19 protein-coding genes are annotated in these 22,259 nt (G+C 65.9%); 8 read left to right on the forward strand and 11 right to left on the reverse strand.

Annotation, left to right across the window (positions count from 1 at the left end; genetic code table 11):
* Window positions 1-2: 2 nt before the first annotated feature.
* The 6 genes from ACXR2T_RS03700 to tilS form a co-directional block, all read right to left on the reverse strand.
* A complete protein-coding gene (locus tag ACXR2T_RS03700; protein ID WP_458837936.1) occupies window positions 3-524 on the reverse strand; it encodes a DUF3180 domain-containing protein in 522 nt (173 codons plus the stop codon).
* Window positions 517-1,041: a 2-amino-4-hydroxy-6-hydroxymethyldihydropteridine diphosphokinase gene (gene folK, locus ACXR2T_RS03705; protein WP_458837937.1), complete on the reverse strand. Its 525-nt coding sequence runs from the start codon at window positions 1,039-1,041 to the stop codon at window positions 517-519. Before folK ends, ACXR2T_RS03700 begins: the two co-directional genes overlap by 8 nt.
* Window positions 1,038-2,282: a dihydropteroate synthase gene (gene folP, locus ACXR2T_RS03710; RefSeq protein ID WP_458837938.1), complete on the reverse strand. Its 1,245-nt coding sequence runs from the start codon at window positions 2,280-2,282 to the stop codon at window positions 1,038-1,040. The genes folK and folP overlap by 4 nt, the downstream gene beginning before the upstream one ends.
* 2 nt (window positions 2,283-2,284) lie before the next feature.
* Window positions 2,285-4,318, reverse strand: a complete 2,034-nt coding sequence (gene ftsH / locus ACXR2T_RS03715) for an ATP-dependent zinc metalloprotease FtsH (RefSeq protein WP_458813760.1) — start codon at window positions 4,316-4,318, stop codon at window positions 2,285-2,287.
* Window positions 4,319-4,433: 115 nt separating this feature from the next.
* Entirely contained in the window at window positions 4,434-4,991 is a 558-nt protein-coding gene (gene hpt, locus ACXR2T_RS03720) for a hypoxanthine phosphoribosyltransferase (RefSeq protein ID WP_458813762.1), read from the reverse strand.
* A gap of 184 nt (window positions 4,992-5,175) precedes the next feature.
* A complete protein-coding gene (tilS, locus tag ACXR2T_RS03725) occupies window positions 5,176-6,375 on the reverse strand; it encodes a tRNA lysidine(34) synthetase TilS (protein ID WP_458813764.1) in 1,200 nt (399 codons plus the stop codon).
* A gap of 157 nt (window positions 6,376-6,532) precedes the next feature.
* On the opposite strand from tilS, the gene ppa reads away from it, so the two are divergent.
* Entirely contained in the window at window positions 6,533-7,024 is a 492-nt protein-coding gene (ppa, locus tag ACXR2T_RS03730) for an inorganic diphosphatase (RefSeq protein WP_458813766.1), read from the forward strand.
* Window positions 7,025-7,096: 72 nt separating this feature from the next.
* Here ppa and ACXR2T_RS03735 read toward each other — a convergent pair whose 3' ends face one another.
* Window positions 7,097-8,440: a peptidoglycan DD-metalloendopeptidase family protein gene (locus tag ACXR2T_RS03735; protein WP_458813768.1), complete on the reverse strand. Its 1,344-nt coding sequence runs from the start codon at window positions 8,438-8,440 to the stop codon at window positions 7,097-7,099.
* A gap of 114 nt (window positions 8,441-8,554) precedes the next feature.
* The gene (locus tag ACXR2T_RS03740; RefSeq protein WP_458813770.1) at window positions 8,555-9,019 is read right to left on the reverse strand and encodes an Lrp/AsnC family transcriptional regulator; all 465 of its coding nucleotides are present in this window, start codon (window positions 9,017-9,019) and stop codon (window positions 8,555-8,557) included.
* Between the two features lie 198 nt (window positions 9,020-9,217).
* On the opposite strand from ACXR2T_RS03740, the gene ACXR2T_RS03745 reads away from it, so the two are divergent.
* On the forward strand, window positions 9,218-10,549 hold the full coding sequence (locus ACXR2T_RS03745; protein ID WP_458813772.1) for an MFS transporter: 1,332 nt from the start codon (window positions 9,218-9,220) through the stop codon (window positions 10,547-10,549).
* Between the two features lie 42 nt (window positions 10,550-10,591).
* On the opposite strand, the gene ACXR2T_RS03750 is transcribed toward ACXR2T_RS03745, so the two are convergent.
* Window positions 10,592-11,347: a FadR/GntR family transcriptional regulator gene (locus tag ACXR2T_RS03750; RefSeq protein ID WP_458813774.1), complete on the reverse strand. Its 756-nt coding sequence runs from the start codon at window positions 11,345-11,347 to the stop codon at window positions 10,592-10,594.
* A 289-nt stretch (window positions 11,348-11,636) separates the two neighbouring features.
* Here ACXR2T_RS03750 and ACXR2T_RS03755 point away from each other — a divergent pair, with 289 nt between their 5' ends.
* The 5 genes from ACXR2T_RS03755 to ACXR2T_RS03775 all read left to right on the forward strand — a co-directional run bounded on the left by ACXR2T_RS03755 (window position 11,637) and on the right by ACXR2T_RS03775 (window position 18,541).
* The gene (locus ACXR2T_RS03755) at window positions 11,637-13,163 is read left to right on the forward strand and encodes an ABC transporter substrate-binding protein (RefSeq protein ID WP_458813776.1); all 1,527 of its coding nucleotides are present in this window, start codon (window positions 11,637-11,639) and stop codon (window positions 13,161-13,163) included.
* 117 nt (window positions 13,164-13,280) lie between these two features.
* A complete protein-coding gene (locus ACXR2T_RS03760; protein WP_458813778.1) occupies window positions 13,281-14,228 on the forward strand; it encodes an ABC transporter permease in 948 nt (315 codons plus the stop codon).
* A 2-nt stretch (window positions 14,229-14,230) separates the two neighbouring features.
* Window positions 14,231-15,163 carry an ABC transporter permease gene (locus tag ACXR2T_RS03765; protein ID WP_458813780.1) on the forward strand — a complete coding sequence of 311 codons (933 nt, stop codon included), beginning with the start codon at window positions 14,231-14,233 and terminating at the stop codon, window positions 15,161-15,163.
* Window positions 15,163-16,965, forward strand: a complete 1,803-nt coding sequence (locus ACXR2T_RS03770; RefSeq protein ID WP_458813782.1) for a dipeptide ABC transporter ATP-binding protein — start codon at window positions 15,163-15,165, stop codon at window positions 16,963-16,965. The genes ACXR2T_RS03765 and ACXR2T_RS03770 overlap by 1 nt, the downstream gene beginning before the upstream one ends.
* Before the next feature lie 166 nt (window positions 16,966-17,131).
* The gene (locus ACXR2T_RS03775; RefSeq protein WP_458813784.1) at window positions 17,132-18,541 is read left to right on the forward strand and encodes an amidase; all 1,410 of its coding nucleotides are present in this window, start codon (window positions 17,132-17,134) and stop codon (window positions 18,539-18,541) included.
* Window positions 18,542-18,601: 60 nt separating this feature from the next.
* Here ACXR2T_RS03775 and ACXR2T_RS03780 read toward each other — a convergent pair whose 3' ends face one another.
* Together ACXR2T_RS03780 and ACXR2T_RS03785 are read right to left on the reverse strand one after the other, a co-directional pair.
* Window positions 18,602-19,402 carry an SDR family NAD(P)-dependent oxidoreductase gene (locus ACXR2T_RS03780; RefSeq protein WP_458813786.1) on the reverse strand — a complete coding sequence of 267 codons (801 nt, stop codon included), beginning with the start codon at window positions 19,400-19,402 and terminating at the stop codon, window positions 18,602-18,604.
* Window positions 19,403-19,481: 79 nt separating this feature from the next.
* On the reverse strand, window positions 19,482-20,966 hold the full coding sequence (locus ACXR2T_RS03785) for an aldehyde dehydrogenase family protein (RefSeq protein ID WP_458813788.1): 1,485 nt from the start codon (window positions 20,964-20,966) through the stop codon (window positions 19,482-19,484).
* A 114-nt stretch (window positions 20,967-21,080) separates the two neighbouring features.
* Here ACXR2T_RS03785 and ACXR2T_RS03790 point away from each other — a divergent pair, with 114 nt between their 5' ends.
* Window positions 21,081-22,214: a 3-isopropylmalate dehydrogenase gene (locus tag ACXR2T_RS03790; protein ID WP_458813790.1), complete on the forward strand. Its 1,134-nt coding sequence runs from the start codon at window positions 21,081-21,083 to the stop codon at window positions 22,212-22,214.
* The last annotated feature ends 45 nt before the right edge of the window (window positions 22,215-22,259 follow it).

A 22,259-nucleotide genomic window follows, 5' to 3' on the forward strand; every position in this document is an offset into this window, starting at 1 on the left:
GCTTACGGGCGACGGTAGGCCGCCTGAGACTCTGGCCCGGTCTCACCGTCGTCGCTCGCGCGTGTCTCGTCACCGTCGCCCGGTGGTACCCGGCACCAGCGCTCAACAATCAAACCGCACACGAGCAGGGCGAGACCCGCGCCTCCAACAGCGGCCATCGGCAACCAGACCGTCGCGGGTGCCGGCACGCTACGCCCCACAAGCGACAGCACCAGGCCTGCACCAAACCCACCAAACGCGCCTCCCACCAGGGCGCCCGCTCGCGCGGCGACCAGCACGCGCACCGCGAGAAACGGGTCGACCGCGCGTTTCTCGCTCGCGACGGCTCGCTTAATGCGTAGCCCAAACACGATGAGCACGGCCGCGATCGCCACGAGGGCAATCGCGACACTGTATGGGGGCACGAGCGGCGACTGCCCGCTGCGGGCGAGCCCCCACTGCACGAGCAGCGCGGCGACAAGCCCCGCGCCCGCCACGATCAGCGGCGCGAACGGCTGGTGCTGTGGGCTCGGGTGATTAGCCATGATCCGGATCAAAACCCGCCGAGAGCGGCTGCGTCGTATCGCCTATGCGCGCGAGCAGATCGGCGACCCGGCCGTGGCCCATAAGCACCGCGCCCGGTTCGAGCGCGAGCCAGGGAGAGAGCACGAAGTCGCGCTCGTGGGCGCGCGGGTGCGGCACCTCGAGGCGTTCATCCTTGATGACGCGGCCCGCGTAGAGAATCAGGTCGAGGTCGAGCGTGCGTGCACCCCAGCGCACGTCGCGCACGCGGCCCTGCTCGTGCTCGATGCGCTGCATCACGTCGAGCAGCTCGTGCGGGCCGAGGGTCGTGGTCGCGCGGGCGACCGCGTTGAGGTAGCGGGGCGCGCTGGGATCTGGGCCCTCAAGCGTCACCGCGATCGTCTCGCGCAGCGGTGACAGCTTGACGCCAGAGATGCCGTCGGTAGACGCGAGTGCGCGTGCCGCCGCGTCGATCGTCTCACCGCGGTCGCCGAGGTTGGCGCCAAACGCGATGAGCACGGGGGCGAGCTGGGCGATCATCGCACGACCGTCACAGATACGTTCTCGAACGGGTGGCTGATGGGTGCATCGGGTTTATTGACCGTGATGCGGGCCTCGCGCACGCCCGGAAATGACAGGGCGACGTCGGCGATCCGCTCGGCCACCGTCTCGATCAGATCGACGGGATCACGCTTCACCGCTTCGACGATGGCATCGGCGAGTTCACCGTAGTGCACCGTTTCACCGAGCGCGTCGCCCGCCGCGGCCTGGTGCAGGTTGACCGCGATTTCTGCGTCAATCAAGAACTTCTGACCGTTCTCGCGTTCGAAGTCGAACACGCCGTGGTGCGCGAACACCTCAAGACCCGTGAGCGTGATGCGGTCGCGCAGCCCGGCTGTTGCCTGGCCAGCTCCCCCCGCGGGGTGCACCGCCGCGACGCTCGCGGCGCGCCACGCAGCCTCGACCGCGAGGGCCTGAGTCGTTCCCGCGACGTCGTGTACGCGCACCCCCCATGCGCCCGCGCGCGCCGCAAAGGCACTCACCACAGAGGTAGCGAGATCGCGCTCGTGGGTCTCGCAGGCGTCGATATGGGCGGTCACCGCGCCGGGGAGTCCCCCCAGCATCTCACCCAGCATGCGCTTGCGCGATGCACCGACGAGCACGGGGTAACCTGTCGCAGCAAGCTCTGGCAGTTGCGCGAGCAACTGCCAGCACTGCGCGTCGGTCTTGTCGAACCCGAGACCCGGGTCGATGATCACGTGGGCCGGATCGACGCCCGCGCGAATCGCCTTGCCAGCGAGCCCGGCAAGCGCGTCGCGCACCTCAGTGACGACGTTGGTGTACTCAGAGCGGTGGTGCGCCAGGTCTGGAATACCGCGCCAGTGTCCGATGATGAACTTGGTGCCGTGCCCCTGGCTGGCGAGCGCCGCTACAGCACACATGCGCGGGTCGTGGGTGCCGCCCGACACGTCGTTGATGTACGCGGCCCCCGCACTAGCAGCGGCCTCGGCCGTCGAAGCGTGAATCGTATCGATCGAGACGGGAATGCCGCGTTCGACGAGCGCCCGAATCACGGGTAGCACCCGTGCGGCCTCTTCGTCTTCGCTCACGGGTTCTGCGCCCGGCCGCGTTGACTCACCGCCGACATCGACGAAGGTCGCACCCTGCGAGATGAGCTGTTCACCGCGCCGCACGGCCGTCTCAACGTCGACGTATTTGCCGCCGTCACTAAATGAATCAGGCGTGACGTTGAGCACGCCCATCACTTCGATGGGTGCCACGCCTAGTTCTCCGTTGTTTCGGAAGCTACGGGTGCCTCAGGATCTTGTTGGTCACCATTTTTCGTGTCGAGAGCCGACAGGTCGACAGCGGGGCCGTCGGTGCGCACGTTGGCGGGCACCTCGATGGGAGGCCTCGTCGACACGGGTCGGTCGTCGTGAGACAGCCAGATGGGACGCGGCGCGAGCTTCTGCACGCCTTGGAAGATCTCGGCAATCTGGTTGTGGTCGAGCGTTTCTTTCTCGAGCAGCTCGTGCGCAAGGTTGTCAAGAATGTCGCGGTTTTGCACGAGCACCTCGTACGCCTCGTTGTGCGCCTGCTCGAGCAGGGCGCGCACCTCGGCGTCGATGGTGACGGCGAGGCCCTCGGAGTAGTCACGGCTCTGGCCGAACTCACCCATGAACGCACCGGGCTGCGCTTCGCCCAGTTTCACCGGCCCCACCGACGACGACATACCGTACTCGGTGACCATCTTGCGCGCTGTGCTCGTCGCCTTCTCGATGTCGTTACCGGCGCCAGTGGTGGGGTCGTGAAACACGAGCTCTTCGGCAACGCGGCCGCCGAGCGCATAGGCGAGCTGATCTTGCAGCTCATTGCGCGACACCGAGTATTTGTCTTCGAGTGGAATCACCATCGTGTAGCCCAGCGCACGACCGCGCGGCAGGATCGTGATCTTGGTCACGGGGTCGGTGTGGTTGAGGCCTGCCGCCACGAGTGCGTGCCCGCCCTCGTGGTAGGCGGTAATGAGGCGCTCGCGGTCTTTCATGACGCGGGTGCGACGCTGCGGGCCAGCGATCGAGCGGTCGATGGCCTCGTCGAGGGCACGGTTGTCGATGAGCTGAGCGTTCGAGCGCGCGGTAAGCAGCGCGGCCTCATTGAGCACATTCGCGAGGTCTGCGCCCGAGAAGCCGGGCGTCTTGCGCGCGACAACCTCAAGGTCGACGTTCTTCGATAGCGGCTTGCCCTTGGCGTGCACCTGCAGAATCTTGAGGCGGCCCGGCATATCGGGAGCGTCGACGCCCACCTGTCGGTCGAAACGGCCCGGGCGTAGCAGGGCTGGGTCAAGCATGTCGGGGCGGTTCGTCGCCGCGATCATGATCACGTTGGTCTTGGGGTCGAAGCCGTCCATCTCAACGAGCAGCTGGTTGAGGGTCTGCTCACGTTCGTCGTGGCCACCACCCATCCCCTGGCCGCGGCGCTGGCCGACAGCGTCGATCTCATCGATGAAGATGATGGCGGGGGCGTTTGCTTTGGCCTCTTTGAAGAGGTCGCGCACGCGGCTTGCACCGACGCCCACGAACATCTCGACAAAGTCTGAGCCCGAGATCGAGTAGAACGGCACGCCAGCCTCGCCCGCCACCGCTCGTGCAAGCAGCGTCTTACCCGTGCCGGGAGGGCCATACAGCAACACTCCCTTGGGAATGCGTGCGCCGACGGCCTGAAACCGCGACGCGTCTTGCAGAAAGTCTTTGATTTCGTGCAGCTCTTCGACCGCTTCATCTGCGCCGGCGACGTCTGCGAACGTGACCTTGGGGGTCTCCTTCGACACGAGCTTGGCCTTATTCTTGCCGAACTGCATGACGCCGCGGCCGCCGCCCTGCATCGACGACAGCATCCACCAGATCAGCAGACCGATGAGAAGCAGCGGCAGCATGAACCCGACGAGCGACCACACAGGATTGGGCTGGGGCACCTGGTCGGTGAAGCCGTCCTTGATCTTGGCGTCGTCGACGGCCTTCACGATGTCGGGACCGCGGGGCGTGACGTAGTAGAAGTAGACCTCGGTTGCACCGGTCTTCTTGTCTGCCTTGGTGAGTTCAAGGTTGACGCGCTGATCGCCGTCAACGATCTCGGCCTTCTTCACGTCGCCCGCAGCGAGCATTTCGAGGCCCTGTTCGGTGGGTACCTCGCGCACGTTACCGCCCGAAAGCAGCGACCACCCCAGCAGCACGATGAGCGGCGCCAAGATCAAATAGACCAGCGGGCCGCGCAGCAGCTTGTTCTTCTTAGGTGGGCTCTTCGGTGAATTCTCTGCCAAGTCAGCGCCTTTCGGGTACGCGGGGTGCAGGTGTAAGCGTAGCTAATACCGCTGACACCGTACTGCCGCGGGGGCGGATGTACGCTCTCGGCGCAAGGCCGCCCCCGCGTTCGTGCTACTTGCTGTAAACGTGCGGCGCGAGAATCGCTACGTCGCGCAAGTTGCGGTAATCCTCTGCATAGTCGAGGCCGTAACCGACCACAAACTCGACGGGAATATCGAAGCCGACGTACGCAACATCGACGTCCACTTTGAGCGCCTTCGGCTTGCGCAGCATCGTGCAGATGCGCACCGACTTCGCGCCACGGCTTTCGAGGTTTTCCTTCAGCCACGACAGGGTGAGCCCCGAGTCGATGATGTCTTCAACGATCAGCACATCGCGGCCAGAAATGTCGGCGTCGAGATCCTTAAGAATCTTGACGACACCGCTCGACTTGGTGCCCGCGCCATACGACGAGACGGCCATCCAGTCCATCTGCGCGTGGAAGCGCAGCTCGCGTGCGAGGTCGGCCATCACCATGACCGCACCCTTGAGCACGCCCACGAGAAGCGGGGGCGGGCCGTCGGCGTAGTCTGCCTCGATCTCGCGCGCCATCTCGGCGAGCCGCGCGTGTAGCTCGGCCTCGGTGTGCAGTACTTCGGTGAGATCGTCACCCAGGTGTTCAACGTCCATGCGCTGTAGTTTACCGCCGACCTGGTTTTGCACGCTGGGTAATTCCTACAGGCGAGATTGCGGGGGTGGATGCTGCGACTCGCTCGTGCAGGAGATCTGCGCTCGTGCAGGACTAAAACGCGGATTTGATCCTGCACGAGCGCAGATCTCCTGTTTGTGTGCAGCTGGCCCGGCCCGCAATTCGCTAGGCGCGCCTTGGGGAGGTGGTTTGGCGCTGAAAGTAAAGCATGCCAGCCCTGCGCGTGACCGCAATGCCGGGAACGCTGATTGTTCCCTGCCCGGTCCAGGCCGTAACGAGGCTCACCACAGCGAGCGTGTGAACTCGCTCGAGCGAAACTCCAAATCTTGCGCGCGCAAGCCCCCGCACCACGCGTTGCAGCACGGGCCCATCGAGCAGACTCAAATCGAACGCCGAAACAGCAAGCAGGTCTGCGTCGTCAACCTCGGCAGCACCAGCACCAGCATTAGCCAGCAAGGCGCGCACCTGCCCAGCGGCGATCGCGTCGAGGGCGTCTGCATCCTGGCGCGCTAGCTGGGCGGTGCGCACGAGCGCGTCGGCGATGCCCGGCCCGAGTTCTGCCTCAAGCAGCGGCAGCACCCGTTCGCGCACCCGCACGCGCGCGAAGCTCGCGTCACTGTTGTGCGGATCGCGCCAGTACTCAACACCTTGGTCTGCGCAGGCCGCCTCGGTCACACTGCGGGTGATAGGAGTAGCGCCATCCTCGGCCGCTAGCAAGAACGGACGTAGGAGGTAGCGCGACACCGCTGAGCCTGAACCGCCTGACCCCGCCTCCGTGTGTACGACGGGCCGCGCAAGCGGGCGTGACACCGGCATCCCCGCGAGGCTGCGTAGCCCGCTGCCGCGCACCAGTCCCAAAAGCACCTGTTCCGCTTGGTCGTCGTGCGTGTGCGCTAGCAGCACGCTGCTGGCGCCCACGTCCTCTGCCACGCGCGTAAACGCCGCGTAGCGCATACTGCGCGCGGCTGATTCTGGGCCTCCGGCGGCATCGGCGGCAATATTCACGCGCTCGATCAGCACCGGATCAAGCCCCATGGCCCGTGCCTGCGCTGCGGCCGTCCGTGCAACTTCAGCCGAGCCCACCTGGAGTCCGTGGTCCACGATCACAGCCCCCGCACGCAGGGCGGCGCGGGGTGCTTCGTAGGCTACGGCCAGGGCGAGCGCCAGCGAATCTGCCCCGCCCGAGAGCCCAACCAGCACAAGCGGCCACTCGTCGGGCCCGCCGCCCGCCCGCCGGTGCTGCCCGGCCAGCGGTGCGAGCGCCCGCCGCACGGCACGCCGCGTCGCCATCGTCTCGGGTCCGAACGTGCGTGCTCCAGGCCGCCCATTGGGCAACGGTTGAGGTGGTCGCGCCTGCTCGGTCATGCCGTCTACGCTATCGCTGGTCGTCGCTGCGCATGATCCGGAACACGGTTTTAAACGGGCGCAAGCTATTACACCTGCGGGCGGCCAGCCTCCCTGGCCCGCTTCGGGTACTCTGGGCTCAGCATTATCTCGCAATCATTTACGCAAGGAGCAGCCAATGACCGCAGCGTTCGACGCCGTCATCGAGATCCCTAAGGGGAGCCGCAACAAGTACGAGATCGACCACGAGACGGGGCGCGTCTACCTCGACCGCGTGCTCTACACCGGGTTCGTGTACCCCGCCGACTACGGCTTCTTCGAGGAGACCCTCGGCGAAGACGGCGACCCGCTCGACGTGCTCGTGCTGCTCGACTACCCCGTATTCCCCGGCGTAGGAGTCAAGGTGCGCCCCGTCGGCGTGCTCAAGATGAGCGACGAGGCTGGTGGCGACGACAAGGTCGTAGCTGTGCAGGTGAAGGATCCCCGTTGGAGCCACATCCAGGATGTTGCAGACATTCCCGAGTACACCCGCAAGGAGATCGAGCACTTCTTCGAGCGTTACAAGGACCTCGAGCCCGGCAAGTGGGTCAAGGTTGACGCGTGGGGCTCGGCGGCAGACGCCGAGCAGCTGATCGTCGAGGCACAGGAGCGCCTCGCAGCTCAGGAGTAACGCGCACTTCGGCCCCTGGGGCACGCAAAAGGCGCCGAGAGAGCAGCTCTCTCGGCGCCTTTTGCGTGCGTTCTACCAGAACGCGATGTAATCGGCGGGGTTCACGAACCCGTACCAACCGTCGTGCTGCCCCGGAATCATCTCAAAGTGCAGATGGCAGCCGGTGCTCGCGCCGGTCGTGCCAACGTACCCGACCGTTTGGCCTGCGTCGACCCACTGACCCGGCGCCACAATCGCCCAGCTAATCATGTGCGCGTAGCGCGTCTGCCAGCCGTTCGTGTGGTCGACGGTGACCATGTTGCCGCCGCCTCCACTATCCCAGTAGGCGAGGCGTACGTAGCCCGGCGCTGCCGACACGATGGGTGTGCCACATCCCGTAGCGAGGTCGATGCCAGTGTGGTTCCAACGCCCGGGGCTGCGGTAGCCCTCTGAAACCCAGTAATTCGAGGTTGGGTACACCCAACCATTCGACGTGCTGGGCGGTGTAGTCGGCGGCCCGGTGGGCGGCGGCGGCGACGTGGGCGGCGGGGTGCCAGTGTTGTTGTTTTCTTGTTCTTGGCGCCTACGCTCTTCTTCTTCGGCCTGGCGGCGGCGCTCGGCCTCTTCGGCCTCCTTGCGTATGCGCTCGCGCTCTTCTGCCTCTTTTTGCAGCCGCTCTTTGTAACCGTCGATCGTCTTCGACGTGGTGTCCTTGAGCGCCTCGAGTTTCGTTTCGAGGTCGCGTTGCTGCAGCTCTTGTTCTGCGACGAGCTCACCCTGCGACGTTACGGCGATGGCCGCAGCGTTCTCTTTTTCTTGCTTGTCGAGCCGTAGTTCTTCACGCAGAGCCTCAGCAGTCTTCGCTTGCTTACCGAGGGAGTCGGCGTTGTTGGCTGCCTGCTCGGCTGCCTCTGAAACCTGCGAGTTACGCTCAGTCGCCTTCGACATCGAGGCCATGCGCTCGAGAAGCGCGTCTGCGGTGCTGCCATCTGAGTCGAGGAAGAGTTCCATACTGCGGTCAACACCGCCCGAGCGGTACATTTGCGCAACGATCACGCCCGCACGATCCGCCGCCTCTTTTGCTTCGACACGGCTCGCCTCGGCCTCTTCATTGAGGGTGTTGGCCTTGTCTGAGGCCTCCGCGAGAGCTACCTCAGCGTCGCGAAGCTCCTCGATCGTCGTGGCATGCATGTTGCGGCGGCGATCGAGCTCTTTCTCACCCTCGGCGATGAGCGCCTCGATCTCTTTGACCTTTTTGTCTGCGAGCTTCTGGTTCTTCTTGGCCGCTTCAACGTCTTCCCAGGTGGGAAGGTCGAGCTCAATTGCCTGGGCGGCGGGCGCCTGCACCTGCTGCGTGACCGCCATGCCAGCAATGAACGCGCAGACGCCGAGCACGGCAACACCCCGCCTGAATCTTGCTCGGGTTTCTCTGCGCATGTGGTGGCCTCCCCATAGGACGTCGAAATGCATGTACAACCCTCGCTACGCTAGCACCCGATGGGTTTGAGTTACCTCAGGCAACTCCGCTCACGCTCAGAAAGAACCAACTATCTACTGACTTTCTGCAAGCAATCCAGTTACTCGGTATGCGATCACTTCTCGAAGAAACAAGCTCGTTGATGTGCGGTTGATACCGGGGCATAGCCGAATTTCTTCGCTCACCCGATACAGGTCGTCGGGGTCTTTCGCTACCACCCGCAGCAACAGGTCTGTGTTACCCGCGGGCGCAAAGCACTCGAGCACTTCAGGAATGCTCGCCAGCGCCGCAATCGCCGCAGCGATCTGATGCTGGTCCAGTTCTACCTGCACACTCGCCGCGACAGGACGACCGAGCGCCGCCGGTTTCACCCGGGAACTGTGCAAACGGAGGACCCCCGATTCGCGCATCTTCTCGAGTCGCGCTTGCACAGTGCCACGAGCTAGCCCGAGGCGCATTGCGATCATGGCAGTTGGCATCCGGCCGTCATCGTCGAGCGCGGCGAGGATTTTGCGGTCGGTTGCATCTAGATCGCTCATTTTGACCACCTTCTGATGATTCGAGATTACCGACATTGATCATATTGATCAATCTGCAACCTACCACTTGCTCAATACGCGCGAACCCGATGTACTTTTCCTGTGCCACAGACATCCCTGAGGCATACCGCACAGCTCGCAGCACCCCGCAAGCATGCACGGCCGCCTCACCCCGGCGTCCGCGAAGGAGATCTTAACTTGCGCACCACCCCCGCGTTCCACCGATCATCCACTCGATCCGACCCACCGACACTCCCCCGCACGCCGATCCGGCCCCGCTCCCGCATGCTCGTGACTGCGGCCACTCTCTTCGTGCTACTCGTGAGCGCCAATCTCAGCACCCCGCTGTTTTCGCTACTCGAGGTCAAGCTGCGCATGTCGTCGCTCGGCACCGCCCTCGCGTTCTCGAGCTATGTGTTGGCGCTCATCGCGGGTCTGGTGGCGTCGCGGCGCCTCACTGATACCGCGAACCGACGCACAGTGCTGCTCGCGAGCGTCGCCACCGCGGCGCTCGCGACAGCCGGGCTCGCGTTCGCACCGACGCTCGGCTGGTTCTGCGTCGCGCGGGCGGTACAGGGCGTGGCGATCGCGTGCGCCACCGGCACCGGATCAGGTGCCCTGCGCGCCCTCTCACCCGATCGCCCCGCACTTGTGGGCCGCGTCACCCTGTTGGCCACCTCTGGCGGAGTGGCGGTCGGGCCCATTCTGGGCGGGGCGCTGTCCTTCGCCGGCGCAGGATCTTCCAGCACGTCGACGGCTGACTCGCCGGAGTCGCCTGCCATCGGGTTTCTCACCGACCCGCTCGTGCTGCCCTATCTCGTGGTGGCGGCGGCCCTAGTGGTGCTCGTGCCCGTGATCCTGCTGGTCGCGCCGCACCGGGAGTGCGTGCCACGCATGGCCACGCCAACCCTTGCGCTCGCGGACGCCCCCGAACACTTCCCCGAAGCACCTGGCCACCTCCCCCAGCTGACCCCAAGCTCACGTTCCCTCCGCACGTTCCGAACCGCGACTGCAACCGGATTCCTGAGTTTCACCGTCTTTGGTTTTTGCCTCTCGCTCGCCCCCACACATTTTGCGAGCATTGCGGGCGCCGACTCGCGCCTCGGCATTGGGCTCCTCGCCGCGGTCACGCTCGCCGCTTCCGCCCTCACCCAGCTCGTCCCGCTGCGTGGTGAGTGGCTGGTACGCGTGGGGCTCATCGCCCTCGCCGCTGCACTCGTCGGGGTGGCCGCCGCGGGCCCGCTCCACAGTGGCGTGCTTCTGGTCGCGGCGAGCACGCTGGCCGGCATAGGGCAGGGCATCGCGTTCCAGGCGGCGTTCACTGCGGCGACCGCCGCAGTCGAGCCCGAACGCCACGCCTCTACGGTCAACGCGATCTATACGGTTACTTATCTCGGCAGCGCGCTTCCCGTCATCGGGCTCGGGTTGCTCGCCGAAGAGCTGGGCCTGACCCCGGCCGTAACGGTGTTTGCCATCGCCGTAGCGGCCGCGTGCGCGGCGCTCGCGGTATTCGCACGGCCACAAAGGTAAGCCGTGCGCCCGGGCGTCGGTGCCCGTGGCTGCGCTGCATCCCTACTCCGCGAGTGCCTCGAGCGCGCGGCGCCCCTCGTCCCCGAGCAGCGGGGCGAAGCGGTCGGCGACCGCACGCCGCGCGATCCGGCTGGCGAGTGTGGCGTCGCGGCTCGCGATCGCTTCGAACAGCCCGCGGTCAATCTTCGCAGAGGCGAGCTTGACGCGGTTGTCGTGGTGATCGCCCTCGGCGTCGCGCTGCATGATGCCGCGCAGCGCGCCCGACACGGCCTGGCCGCTCATGCGCAGCACCTCGTTGCCGCTCGCGGCCCAGATCGCCTCGTGAAACTCGAGGTCTGCGTCGGCGAAGCTGTCGGCGTTGCCCTCGGCTTCACGCTCCATGCGCTCGATCGCGGTGCGCAGGCGCGCGAGTGAGGCATCGTCGTGGCGCAGCGCGGCCAGCTTGCTCGCGGTGCCCTCGAGCACGACGCGGTACTCCATAAGGTCGGCGATATCGAGAGCGTCGGTGCCGATCATGGCCCGAAAGGAGCGCGACAGCGCCTTGGATGAGGGCGAGAGGACGACGGGCCCGCCACGGGTGCCCGGGCGCGACTCAAGCAGCCCCATGCTCTGCAGAATGCGCAGCGCCTCGCGCACGGTCGGCCGGCTCACGCCGAACTGCACCATGAGGTCACGCTCACTCGCCAGCTGCGAGCCAACCGGAATCTCTCCCGACACGATCGCCTGCTCAATCTGGTCGACAATGCGCTCGTACGTATGCACGGGCACCGCCGGGGCAAAGCTGTGGGGCGTGGTCAACCTGAGCTCGTTTCTGTGGGGCGTGATCTGATTGTTCCCGATACTAGCGTGACGTTAAGTGGTCTTACCATGTATCCTGGTTCAAATCTTCATGTGCACGAAGCCACCACTGAGAACACTGAAGAGCCACCTCGGCAATACGCTTGATCAGATCCAGGGATCAACAATCTCTGCGGTTGAGTATCGGCAGTCACCACACATGACGGCCCCGAGGAGGCGAGCAGGCACCGCCGCCCGCAACGTGCACAGGCGTTTCTCCCTCAGAGACCCACAGACCAATAAGGAAGCAATGATGCGTCGTAAGAATCCCCTCCTGCTGACCGCAACGATCGCAGTCACCGCAGCACTCGGCCTCGCAGGCTGCTCTGCAGGCGCCAGCAGTTCGGGTGGCTCAGGCAACAGCGGCGACACGCCCACGAGCGCGACGATCGCGCTCACCGGCCCGCCCACGAACCTCGACTTCACCACGACCGCCGGATCCGCGATCCCACAGGCGATGATGTCGAACGTGTACGAGGGCCTCGTGCAGCTTAACGACGCGGGCGAGATCGTCCCGTCGCTCGCTACGGAGTGGACCATTAGCCCCGACGGCAAGACCTACACGTTCACACTGCAGGAGGGTGTCACCTTCTCAAACGGTGATCCCTTCACCGCAGAAGACGTGAAGTTCAGCTTCGACCGAGTCAAGAGCGACTGGGTCTCGAGCCTCAAGGCCAAGATGGATGTCGTCGACAGCGTCGAGGTCGTATCGGACACCGAAGTGAAGGTCACCCTCAGTACCCCCTCGAACGCCTGGCTCTTCAGCCTCGCGACCCCGGTCGGCGCGATGTTCTCACCCGACGGGGTCGACGACCTTGCCAACGCCCCCATTGGCACCGGCCCCTACACTGTCGAGTCGTGGGTTCCCAATGAGAGCATCGTGCTCGACACCCGCGACGACTACTGGGGCGAAGCTCCCGGCGTCGAGAGCGTCACGCTCAAGTACTTCGCCGACGCAACAGCCACCACCAACGCGCTGCAGACCGGCGACGTCGACGCGATCGTCAATCTGCAGGCCCCCGAGCTACTCACTGCGTTCGAATCCGATGACAAGTTCAAGGTGATCGAGGGCACCTCGAGCGGCGAGGTGTCGCTGTCGATGAACAACCAGGCCGCCCCGTTTGATGACGTGCGCGTGCGCCAAGCGGTGCTCTACGCGCTCGACAAGCAGGCAATCATTGACACCGCGTGGAACGGCTACGGCTCACTCGTCGCGACCTTCGCGACGCCCACTGATCCGTACTACGAGGATCTGAACGACGTCTACCCATACGACCCTGAGAAGGCCAAGAAGCTCCTCAAGGAGGCCGGCCAGGAGAACCTCGAGATCTCGTACACCGTGCCCACGCGCCCCTACGCGCAGGCCGTCAGCGAGATCGTCGTGTCGCAGCTCAAGGACGTCGGCATCACGGCCAACATCAAGTCCGCTGAGTTCCCCGCCGTCTGGCTCGATGAGGTCTTCACCAAGCATGACTACCAGATGACCACCGTTCTGGCCGTTGAGGCGCGTGACATGCTCACCGTGTTCAACGACCCGAACTACTACATCGGGTACGACAACTCCAAGATCGCGCCCATCGCAAAGCAGGCCGACGCGGCCGACGAAGCCGGATACGTGGACGGCATGAAGCAGGTCTCGCGCCAGATCGTCGAAGATGCCGCCAGCGGCGTGCTGTTCCTCTTCCCGAACATCGTCGTCGCGAAGGCCAATCTCGAGGGCCTCCCCGAGAACGCCATCATCGAGGCGCTGGATCTCACTGACCTGAGCTGGAAGTAAGCTCCGGATCGCTGGGGCAGCGGCTTCGCCGCTGCCCCAGCTGCACCACCGCGAGACCCCCCGCACGCACCACGCACCACCGCTCCCGCCCAGCGCGGCCCCACCACAGAGGAACCCATGGCCATACGGATTCTGATTAACCTCGCGAGGTTCGCGGTGACATTCCTTGTCGCCACGGTCGTCGTGTTCCTCTTCATGCGACTGATTCCGGGCGACCCGGCACAGATCGCGCTCGGCGTGAACGCGACCCCCGAGCTGCTTGAGCAGACCCGCAAGGAGTTCGGCACCGACCGTTCACTCTTCGCGCAGTACTTCGAGTGGTTCGGCGGTCTGCTGCGCGGCGACTTCGGTACCTCATACCTGACACGCCAGGACATCAGTCCCATGGTCATCGACCGGCTGCAGGTCAGCCTGATCCTCGTGCTTACCGCGATGGCCGTCGCGCTCCTCATCTCGATCCCGCTCGGAACGTGGGCCGCCGTGAGGCACCGCAACTTTTCGGGCGCGCTCATCGGCGTCGGCTCACAGCTGGGCGTTGCGATTCCCGGCTTCCTCGCCGGTATCTTGCTCGTCATGGTCTTCGCCGTGGGCCTCGGTTGGCTCCCCGCGAACGGCTGGACGGCACCGTCCGAGGACTTCGGTGACTTCATTCGCCGCCTCATTCTTCCCGTCGTTGCCCTCGCGTCAGTGCAGGGCGCGATTCTTACACGCTACGTGCGTTCCGCCGTGCTCGAGGTGATGAGCGAGGACTACCTTCGCACCGCCCGCGCCAAGGGCCTGTCAAAGTCAGGTGCGCTCGTCAAGCACGGGCTGCGCAACGCCGCGATTCCCGTCATCACCGTCACCGGAGTGCAGATCGCCGCACTCATTATCGGCGCCGTGGTCATCGAGCGTGTCTTCGTGATTCCCGGCCTCGGATCCATGCTGCTTGATGCCGTTGGCAACCGCGACCTGCTCACCGTGCAGTCGGTCGTAATCGTGCTCGTCGCCATCACGCTGATCCTCAATCTCATCGTCGATCTGCTGTACACGATCGTCGACCCGCGTCTGCGAAGGAGCGCCTAACCATGAGCACCCAGCAGGTTCCCATTCCCCCGGTCCAGGCCCCACGCACGACCGCAATCCAGGCGCCCGGGGGTGCCTCGACCGGACGCCGCAAGGACGCCGACGGCCCGGGTCGCCAGAAACTCTCGGCGACCCTCATCATCGGCATCGTACTGATCGGGCTCGTCGCGGCAGCAGCGGTCCTGTCATTCATCTGGACCCCCTACGATCCCGTGCAGGCAGACCCCGCCGCGCGCCTCGAGGGTTCGAGCTTCGCGCACCTCATGGGCACCGACAAGTACGGCCGCGACGTGTTCTCGGCAATGCTGTACGGCGCACGCATCACGCTCTTCGTCGGCGTCATCTCGGTCGGCATCGCGATCCTCATCGGCACCCCGCTCGGCATCCTCGCCGGCATTCGCGGTGGTTGGATCGAAGAGGTCATCATGCGCACCTCCGACATCGCGCTCGCGTTCCCCGCGCTGCTGCTGGCCATCATGTTCTCGGCGGTGTTCGGTGCCTCAACGCTCACCGCGATGGTCGCGATCGGCATCGCCACCATTCCTGGCTTCGCTCGCGTGGCGCGATCCGGCACCCTGCAGGTCATGAGCACCGAATATATTCTCGCGGCCCGGGCCGCGAGCCAATCGCGATTCCGGATCGCGCTGCGCCACGTGCTGCCCAACATCATCGGCATCGTGGTCGTGCAGTCCTCAGTGTCGTTTGCGCTCGCAGTCCTCGCGGAGGCTGGTCTGAGCTTCCTAGGCCTCGGCACGCCCCCGCCCACCCCGTCCTGGGGACGCATGCTGCAGGAGTCGCAGCAGTTCCTCGGCACCGAGCCTATGCTCGCCGTGTGGCCGGGCCTCGCGATCGCGATCGCCGTAATGGGCTTCAACCTCCTCGGGGACGGTCTGCGCGACCGCTTCGACCCCAAGCTGAACGGGAGCCGTAGCTAATGACCGCACGCACTTCTGCTGACGACCTGCTCCTAAAGGTCGACCACCTCAACGTGCGCACGCCGCACCGCACGCTCGTGAGCGATTTCTCGCTACACATGCGACGGGGCGAGCGGATCGGCCTGATCGGCGAATCCGGATCGGGCAAGTCCATGACGACGACCGCGCTGCTCGGCCTGCTGCCCGCGGGCGTCACGGCCGACGGCTCGGTCGAGATCGACGGGTACCAGGGCAACCTGCTTGAAGCGCCTGAGAAGGACCTCATGCAGTTGCGCGGCAACGACATGGCGATGGTGTTTCAGGAGCCGTTGACCGCCCTCAACCCGTTGATGCGGGCGGGCGACCAGGTCGCCGAGATCATGCTGCTGCACAAGCTCGCTTCTTCGAAGGCCGACGCCTCCCGCCGCGCCATTGAAATGCTCGACGCGGTGAAGCTGCCGAGCCCGGCCGAGGCCGCGAAGGCGTACCCGCACGAGCTGTCGGGTGGCCAGCGTCAGCGCGTCATGCTCGCGATGGCGCTCGCCAACGACCCCGGGCTCCTGCTCTGCGACGAGCCAACCACCGCGCTCGATGTCACGGTGCAACGCCAGGTGCTCGATCTGATCCTCGAGCTCGTACGCGAGCGCGGCACGGGGCTGCTGTTCATCACTCACGACCTCGCGGTCGTCGCGAACATGTGCACCCGCGTGCTCGTCATGAACCAGGGTGTGATCGTCGAGGAGGGCACGACCGAGGAAGTCTTTACCCGGCCCCAGCACGCCTACACTCGGGGTCTCCTCGCGGCATCCGACCTCGACGCGACCGATCGAGACGGGCGATTGTTCACCGTCGCGACGGCCCAGGACTACGTGCCGCCCACCGCGGGCGAGGCGCAGGCGGCTTTGGACGCTCAGCACGCTACGGGCCAGGATCCGGGTCTGGCACGTGCCGCTGAGACCGGCCCTGCCGACGCCAGCGCCACCCCGGCCAGCTCAGCGACCGGGAACTCTACCGCCCCCGTGATGCGCGTGACCGACCTCGTGCGCACGTACTCGCGCGGCAAGACGAGCATGTTCAAACCGGCGCCCAAGGTACACGCCCTCAAGGGCATCTCGTTCGAGGTACCCGAGGGCGGGCGCCTGGGCGTCGTGGGCGAGTCTGGCTCGGGCAAGTCGACGCTGCTGCGCATTCTTGCGGGACTCGACCAGCCCACCTCGGGCAGCGCGGTCGTCGCGGGTAACGAGGTCGCGGGGGCGAAGGAAGCCCAGCTGCGCGAGCTGCGCCAGAACCTGCAGATCGTGTTCCAGGATCCGATGGGCTCGCTCGATCCGCGCATGACGGTCGAGCAGATCATCTCGGAGCCGCTGCTGGTGCGCGGTCGCAACGAGACGACCGCCGATCGCAAGCGCATGGTCGCCGAGATGCTCGTCGCCGTGGGCCTCGAGCCGTCGGCCGCGACGCGGTTTCCGCACCAGTTCTCGGGCGGCCAGCGCCAGCGCATCTCGATCGCCCGCGCGCTCATCTGCCGCCCCCGCGTTGTCGTCGCCGATGAGCCCGTGAGCGCGCTCGACGTGTCGGTGCGCGCTCAGGTGCTCAACCTGCTCGCCGATTTGGTGGACGAGTACGGGCTCACGCTCGTGTTCGTGTCGCACGACCTCAACGTCGTGCGACACCTGTGCGACCAGGTGGTCGTCATGCAGTCGGGCGAGATCGTGGAGGCGGGCTACACCGAGACGGTGTACCGCACCCCACAGCACCCATACACGAAGCGCCTCATCGACTCGTCGCTAACGCTGCGCCAGGAGCTCGCGACCGCGTTCTAGGCCTGCCCGGGCCTAACACCCCCGTCATCCTGCGGGAGCTTGCGACTTGCAGGATCCACGCTCACCACTTGGATTCTGCGATTCGCAGGCTCGCGCAGAATGACCAGGGATAAGCCTCCGCAGAATGACAAGTATTCAAGGTAGACCTCAGTAGAAAGAAGCGCACATGACCACCGCCGCCCCGCCCCGCCTCGCAGACCTCGACGCCGCCGCGCTCGCGGCCGGGTACGCGGCTGGCACGTTCTCGCCGAGCGCGGTCGCCGAGGACGTCATCGCCCGCATCGAGGCGCGAGAGCACGAGCTCAACGCCCTCTACCTGTTTGACGCAGCGCAGGTACGTGCCGACGCAGCGGCCTCTACCCAGCGTTGGGCGGCGGGCACCCAGCTGAGCGAGGTCGACGGGGTGCCCGTCACTGTGAAGGAAAACATCGCCCGGGCGGGGTGTCCAAAGCCCTCGGGTACCGCAATCCCCAATCCTCCGGTATCGGAGCGCAACGCCCCCACAACTGACCGGCTGGTTGAGGCTGGTGCGATCATCATCGGATCGACCACAATGCCCGACTGGGGCATGCTCTCGTCGGGCGTCTCGAGTCTGCATGGCATCACTCGCGGCGGCCTCAACCCTGCTCACACCTCGGGCGGTTCGAGCGCCGGCGCAGGCACCGCGGCGGCCGCGGGTTACGGCCCGTTTCACATTGGCACCGACATCGGCGGGTCAATCCGGCTCCCCGGGTCTTGGCAGGGGCTCACCGCACTGAAACCAAGCGAAGGGCTCGTGCCCCTCGACGTGCCCTACACCGGTCGCGCTGCGGGCCCGCTGACCCGCACCGCGGCCGACGCAATCAGGCTGATGTCGATCATCGCGCAGCCCGACGCGCGTGACTATCTCACGCGACCCTACACCGAGATGAACTGGTCGACCGAGCCGCTGTCGCCCGCGGGCATGCGGGTGGCTGTTCAGCTCGATGCCGGATCCGGCATTGCAGTTGAGACCGAGACCCGCGCCGCGATCGAGCGCGCGGCGGCCCTCTTCGCCGAGGCCGGGGCCCAGGTCGTGCCGCTCGCACAGTTTATTGGGCCCGAGGTGCTCGACGGCATCGTCAACTACTGGCGCAGCCGCTCGTGGGCGGACTACGAACTACTCAGCGAGACGGAGCGAGCGGTCGTGCTGCCGTTCATTGCCGAATGGTGCGGAGCCGGGGCCGGTTTCACGGCGGCCGAGACCGTGCGCGGCCGCTCGATGATGGACGAGATGGCGCGCCTCACCCGCGCTGCGACTGACCCGTTCGACCTCGTACTATCGCCGGTGACCCCCGTCGCCGCGTTCGCCGCCGAGGATCCGATGCCGCTCACCGACCCCCTCGTGACGATGGGACACATCTCGTTCACCGTGCCCTACAACATGTCGGGACAACCCGCGGTGTCTGTAGGCGCCGGGATTCAGAGCGACGGCCGCACGATCGGGTTGCAGATCGCATCGCGCATTGGCACCGACGACACGCTGCTACGCGTGGCCGCCTGGTTTGAGACGGTGCGCGGCGCTGAGGCGACCGTCGATTGGTCGCACCTGCCGTAGGTCTTCGAACGCAGAGGGGGGTCAAGCGCGTCTGCCTGAACCCCCTTCTGCGCTGTCGCGCTAGCTCGCGGGCGGCGTGAAACGGCCGTCGATGGCGGTCCAACCGCCATCGACGGTGAGCGTGGTGCCCGTCACAAAAGTCGACGCGTCTGACGCGAGGAACACGACGGCACCCGCGAGCTCATCGGGGCGCGACCAGCGGCCTAGCGCACTCTTCGATGCGTAGGCCCCGTACCACTCGGGGTTCGCAGTGATCTGCGCGGTCAGCGGGGTCTCCACGACGCCCGGGGCGACAACGTTGACGCGCACCCCCGCGGCACCGTACTCGGCCGCACCGGTTTTCGCGAGCTGCACGAGGCCCGCCTTGGTCGCCGCGTAGACGCCCTGGCCTGGCTCAACGACCTGCGCGCGAATCGACGCGAAGCCAATGATCGATCCACCGCCGTTGGCCGCGAAGCAGGCGCCAAACTTGCGGATCAGCTGGAACGACGCCCGCAGGTTGAGGTTCACGACGCGGTCAAACTCGTCCAGCGTGTAGTCCTCCATGCGTTTGCGCACGTTGGTTGCCGCCGTGAACACGAGCGACGAGGCGTGTCCAAAGCGCTCCACCGCATCGTCGATGGCCGCGTCGTCAAGCACGTTCATCTCGTATGCTTCGGCCGATCCACCGGTGCCCTGAATGAGCGCGGTCGTCGCCTCGGCGGCAGCGAGCGAGTAGTCGGCGATAACCACGTGCGCGCCCTGGGCCGCGAGAGCCTGGGCCGACTCGCGGCCAATACCGCTGCCAGCACCGATCACCACGACGGTGCGGTTGTCGAGGCGAAAGAGCTGGGTGTAGTCGATGGGTGCTACGGCGTTCATGCGGGTCTCCTAGAGATACTGGGAAAGGGGTGGATCCTGCGACTCGCAAGCTCGCGCAGGATGACAGAGGCCAGGCGCGTTAACCGCGGGCGCGGGGCCGGATCATCGCCATGCGCGTCACCGTGAACTCCTCGATCGCGAAGCGGGGGCCCTCGCGGCCGATACCCGAATCCTTCACGCCGCCGTAAGGCATGATGTCGGAGCGGAAACCGGGAATCTCGTTGACCACGACGCCGCCCACTTCGAGCCGGTCGATCGCGTCGAACGCGGCCTCAAGCGACGCCGTGTAGATCGCGGCCTGCAGGCCGTAGCGTGAGTTATTCACGAGGTCGATCGCTTCGTCCACCGAATCGACTACGGTGAGGCACACCACGGGGCCGAAGATCTCCTCGCACCACACGTCGACGTCAGCGGGTACGTCCCCCAGCACCACGGGGCGCATGTTGGCGGGTTCGCCTTCTCCCGGCCCCTCGGTAAGCAGTGTGGCGCCCGCGGCCAGGGCGCGGTCGATCATGGCGCGGATCCGGATCCCAGAGGCCTCATTGATCACGGGCGCGACGTTGGTTTCGATGTTGCGCGGATCGCCGACGACGATCTCGGCGATGCGTTCGACGAGGCGTGCAGTGAAGGCCTCGGCGATGGAGCGTTCGAGCACGACGCGCTGCACCGAGATGCAGGCTTGTCCGTTGGCATAGAAGCCGCCGCGCAGCACAGCGTCGACCGCGGCTTCGAGGTGGGCATCGGCCGCGACGATGAAGCCGGTGTTCGAGCCGAGCTCGAGCACGGCCTTGCGGGGGGCCGCCTGCTGGGCGATGAGATGGCCGATCTTGGCGGATCCGGTGAACGACACAACCTGGGCGCGCGGGTCGCGTACGAGCACCTCGCCGACCTCAGGTCCACCATTGACGAGCTGCACCGCCGCCGCCGAGACACCGTGGGATTCGAGCGCCTCGCGGGTGATCGCGACGAGTTCGAGAGTCGCGAGCGGGGTGTTGGGCGCGGGCTTAATGATGACCGGGCAGCCCGCGGCGAGCGCGGGCGCGAGCTTGTGCGTCGCGAGCAGCATGGGGTAGTTGAAGCCTGCGATACCAACGACGACGCCCACGGGCTTGCGCGTATAGTAGCCGATCATGCCGCGTCCCTGCTCTTGCACGTCAAGCGGCACGGTCTCGCCGTGCACGTGCGAGACCTCCTCTGCCGTGGCCTGGAGTGTCACGATCGTGCGGTTCACCTCGACGCGGCAGTCTGCGCGGGGCTTACCGGTTTCGAGCACGAGCAGATCTTCGAGACGCTGGGCCTCCTCGCGCACGCGGTCGTGGATCGCGACGATGATCGATCGGCGCTCAGCAGCGGTGAGGGCGGCGACTTCTTTGCGCACGGCCTCGGCCGCTTCCATGGCGTCGCGGGAGTCATCTGCGCTCGACACGGGAGCCTGTGCGACGACGCTGCCGTCAAACGGGAACAGGATATCGCTCGTCGCTTCGAGGGTGCGCCAGGCGTCACCAATCGGGAGCGAGCGCGCGGGTGCGAGCAGGGGCGCGAGTAGACGGTGCGCGTGTGACATGGTGTGATTCTCCCCACTGAGTGGTCTTACCATCTAACATAGATGACCACAGGGAAATTTTCCAACAGTCTCGACCAATCCGCGCCCCCTTGCGCCTGCGAAAGGATTCGCCCAATGAGCACCACCTACACCATCGCAGTTCTCCCGGGCGACGGGATCGGCCCCGAGGTCATTCAGGGTGCGCTCGACGTTCTCGACGCGGCCGAGGCTCAGTTCGGGTTCACGACCACCCGCAACGAGGTGGCCGCGGGTGCCAACCACTACCTCGCTACCGGCGAGCTGTTTGACGCAGTCGAGGCTGACCTGCGTGGCGCCGACGCCGTACTCTTCGGGTCAATGGGTGACCCCCGCGTCACTCCGGGCATCCTCGAGCGCGGCTTCATTCTCGAGATGCGTCAGCGCTTTGCCCAGGCCGCGAACGTGCGCCCCGTTCGGCTTTACCCGGGCGTCCCCTCCCCGATCGCCGGGCTTACCCCCGAGCGCTGTGAGATCGTGATCGTGCGCGAGAACACCGAGGGCGCCTACGTTGGCCGCGGCTCGACCGTGCACGGCGGCACCACGAACGCTGTCGCTATGCAGGAGTCGCTCAATACCTACGCCGGCATCGAGCGCGTCGTCGACTTCGCTTTTCGGCTCGCGGTCGGCCGCCGCAAGAAACTGACACTGTGTCACAAGACGAACATTCTCGTCGCGGCGGGTCAGCTGTGGCAGCAGGTCGTTGCCGAGGTCGGCGCCCGCTACCCCGAAGTCGAGACCGACTACGTGCACGTCGACGCCATGTGCTTCCACCTGCCACTCACGCCCGAGCAATTCGACGTGGTCGTCACCGACAACCTGTTCGGTGACATCATTACCGACCTCGGCGCCGTGATCCAGGGCGGCCTCGGTGTCGCGACGAGCGCCAACCTGAATCTCGATGGTTCCGCTCCCAGCATGTTCGAGGCGATTCACGGCTCGGCGCCCGACATCGCGGGCACGGGAGCCGCGAACCCTGCAGGCGCGATCCTGTCGCTCGCGCTGATGCTCGGCCACCTGGGCGAGGGCGAGGCAGCGCGTGCCGTCGAGGCCGCCACCGTCGAGGTCATCGGCGGTATGGAAGCACTGGCGGGCCCGGGCATGGGAATGAACACGTCCGAGGTCGGCCACCGCATCGCCGACATCGTGCGCGCGGGCAGCGCCAACGAGACGCTTGTACCGAATTCTCTACTCGGCACGCTCGCAACGCTGCCTGGCTCACGCCGCAGCTAGCAGCATCGGGGCGGATCTAGCAAGCCTAGCTTTCTGCGTGGCAGC

The organism is Leucobacter faecis, from assembly GCF_054456635.2.

Excerpts from the sequence above, each read along its gene's own strand:
- ACXR2T_RS03735 (WP_458813768.1), bottom strand. The coding sequence starts at position 8,440 with ATGCGCAGAGAAACCCGAGCAAGATTCAGGCGGGGTGTTGCCGTGCTC.
- hpt (WP_458813762.1), bottom strand. The coding sequence starts at position 4,991 with ATGGACGTTGAACACCTGGGTGACGATCTCACCGAAGTACTGCACACC.
- tilS (WP_458813764.1), bottom strand. The coding sequence starts at position 6,375 with ATGACCGAGCAGGCGCGACCACCTCAACCGTTGCCCAATGGGCGGCCT.
- ACXR2T_RS03770 (WP_458813782.1), top strand. The coding sequence starts at position 15,163 with ATGACCGCACGCACTTCTGCTGACGACCTGCTCCTAAAGGTCGACCAC.
- ACXR2T_RS03780 (WP_458813786.1), bottom strand. The coding sequence starts at position 19,402 with ATGAACGCCGTAGCACCCATCGACTACACCCAGCTCTTTCGCCTCGAC.
- ACXR2T_RS03755 (WP_458813776.1), top strand. The coding sequence starts at position 11,637 with ATGATGCGTCGTAAGAATCCCCTCCTGCTGACCGCAACGATCGCAGTC.
- ACXR2T_RS03765 (WP_458813780.1), top strand. The coding sequence starts at position 14,231 with ATGAGCACCCAGCAGGTTCCCATTCCCCCGGTCCAGGCCCCACGCACG.
- ACXR2T_RS03700 (WP_458837936.1), bottom strand. The coding sequence starts at position 524 with ATGGCTAATCACCCGAGCCCACAGCACCAGCCGTTCGCGCCGCTGATC.
- ACXR2T_RS03740 (WP_458813770.1), bottom strand. The coding sequence starts at position 9,019 with ATGAGCGATCTAGATGCAACCGACCGCAAAATCCTCGCCGCGCTCGAC.
- ppa (WP_458813766.1), top strand. The coding sequence starts at position 6,533 with ATGACCGCAGCGTTCGACGCCGTCATCGAGATCCCTAAGGGGAGCCGC.
- ACXR2T_RS03790 (WP_458813790.1), top strand. The coding sequence starts at position 21,081 with ATGAGCACCACCTACACCATCGCAGTTCTCCCGGGCGACGGGATCGGC.
- ACXR2T_RS03760 (WP_458813778.1), top strand. The coding sequence starts at position 13,281 with ATGGCCATACGGATTCTGATTAACCTCGCGAGGTTCGCGGTGACATTC.
- folK (WP_458837937.1), bottom strand. The coding sequence starts at position 1,041 with ATGATCGCCCAGCTCGCCCCCGTGCTCATCGCGTTTGGCGCCAACCTC.
- ACXR2T_RS03785 (WP_458813788.1), bottom strand. The coding sequence starts at position 20,966 with ATGTCACACGCGCACCGTCTACTCGCGCCCCTGCTCGCACCCGCGCGC.
- ACXR2T_RS03775 (WP_458813784.1), top strand. The coding sequence starts at position 17,132 with ATGACCACCGCCGCCCCGCCCCGCCTCGCAGACCTCGACGCCGCCGCG.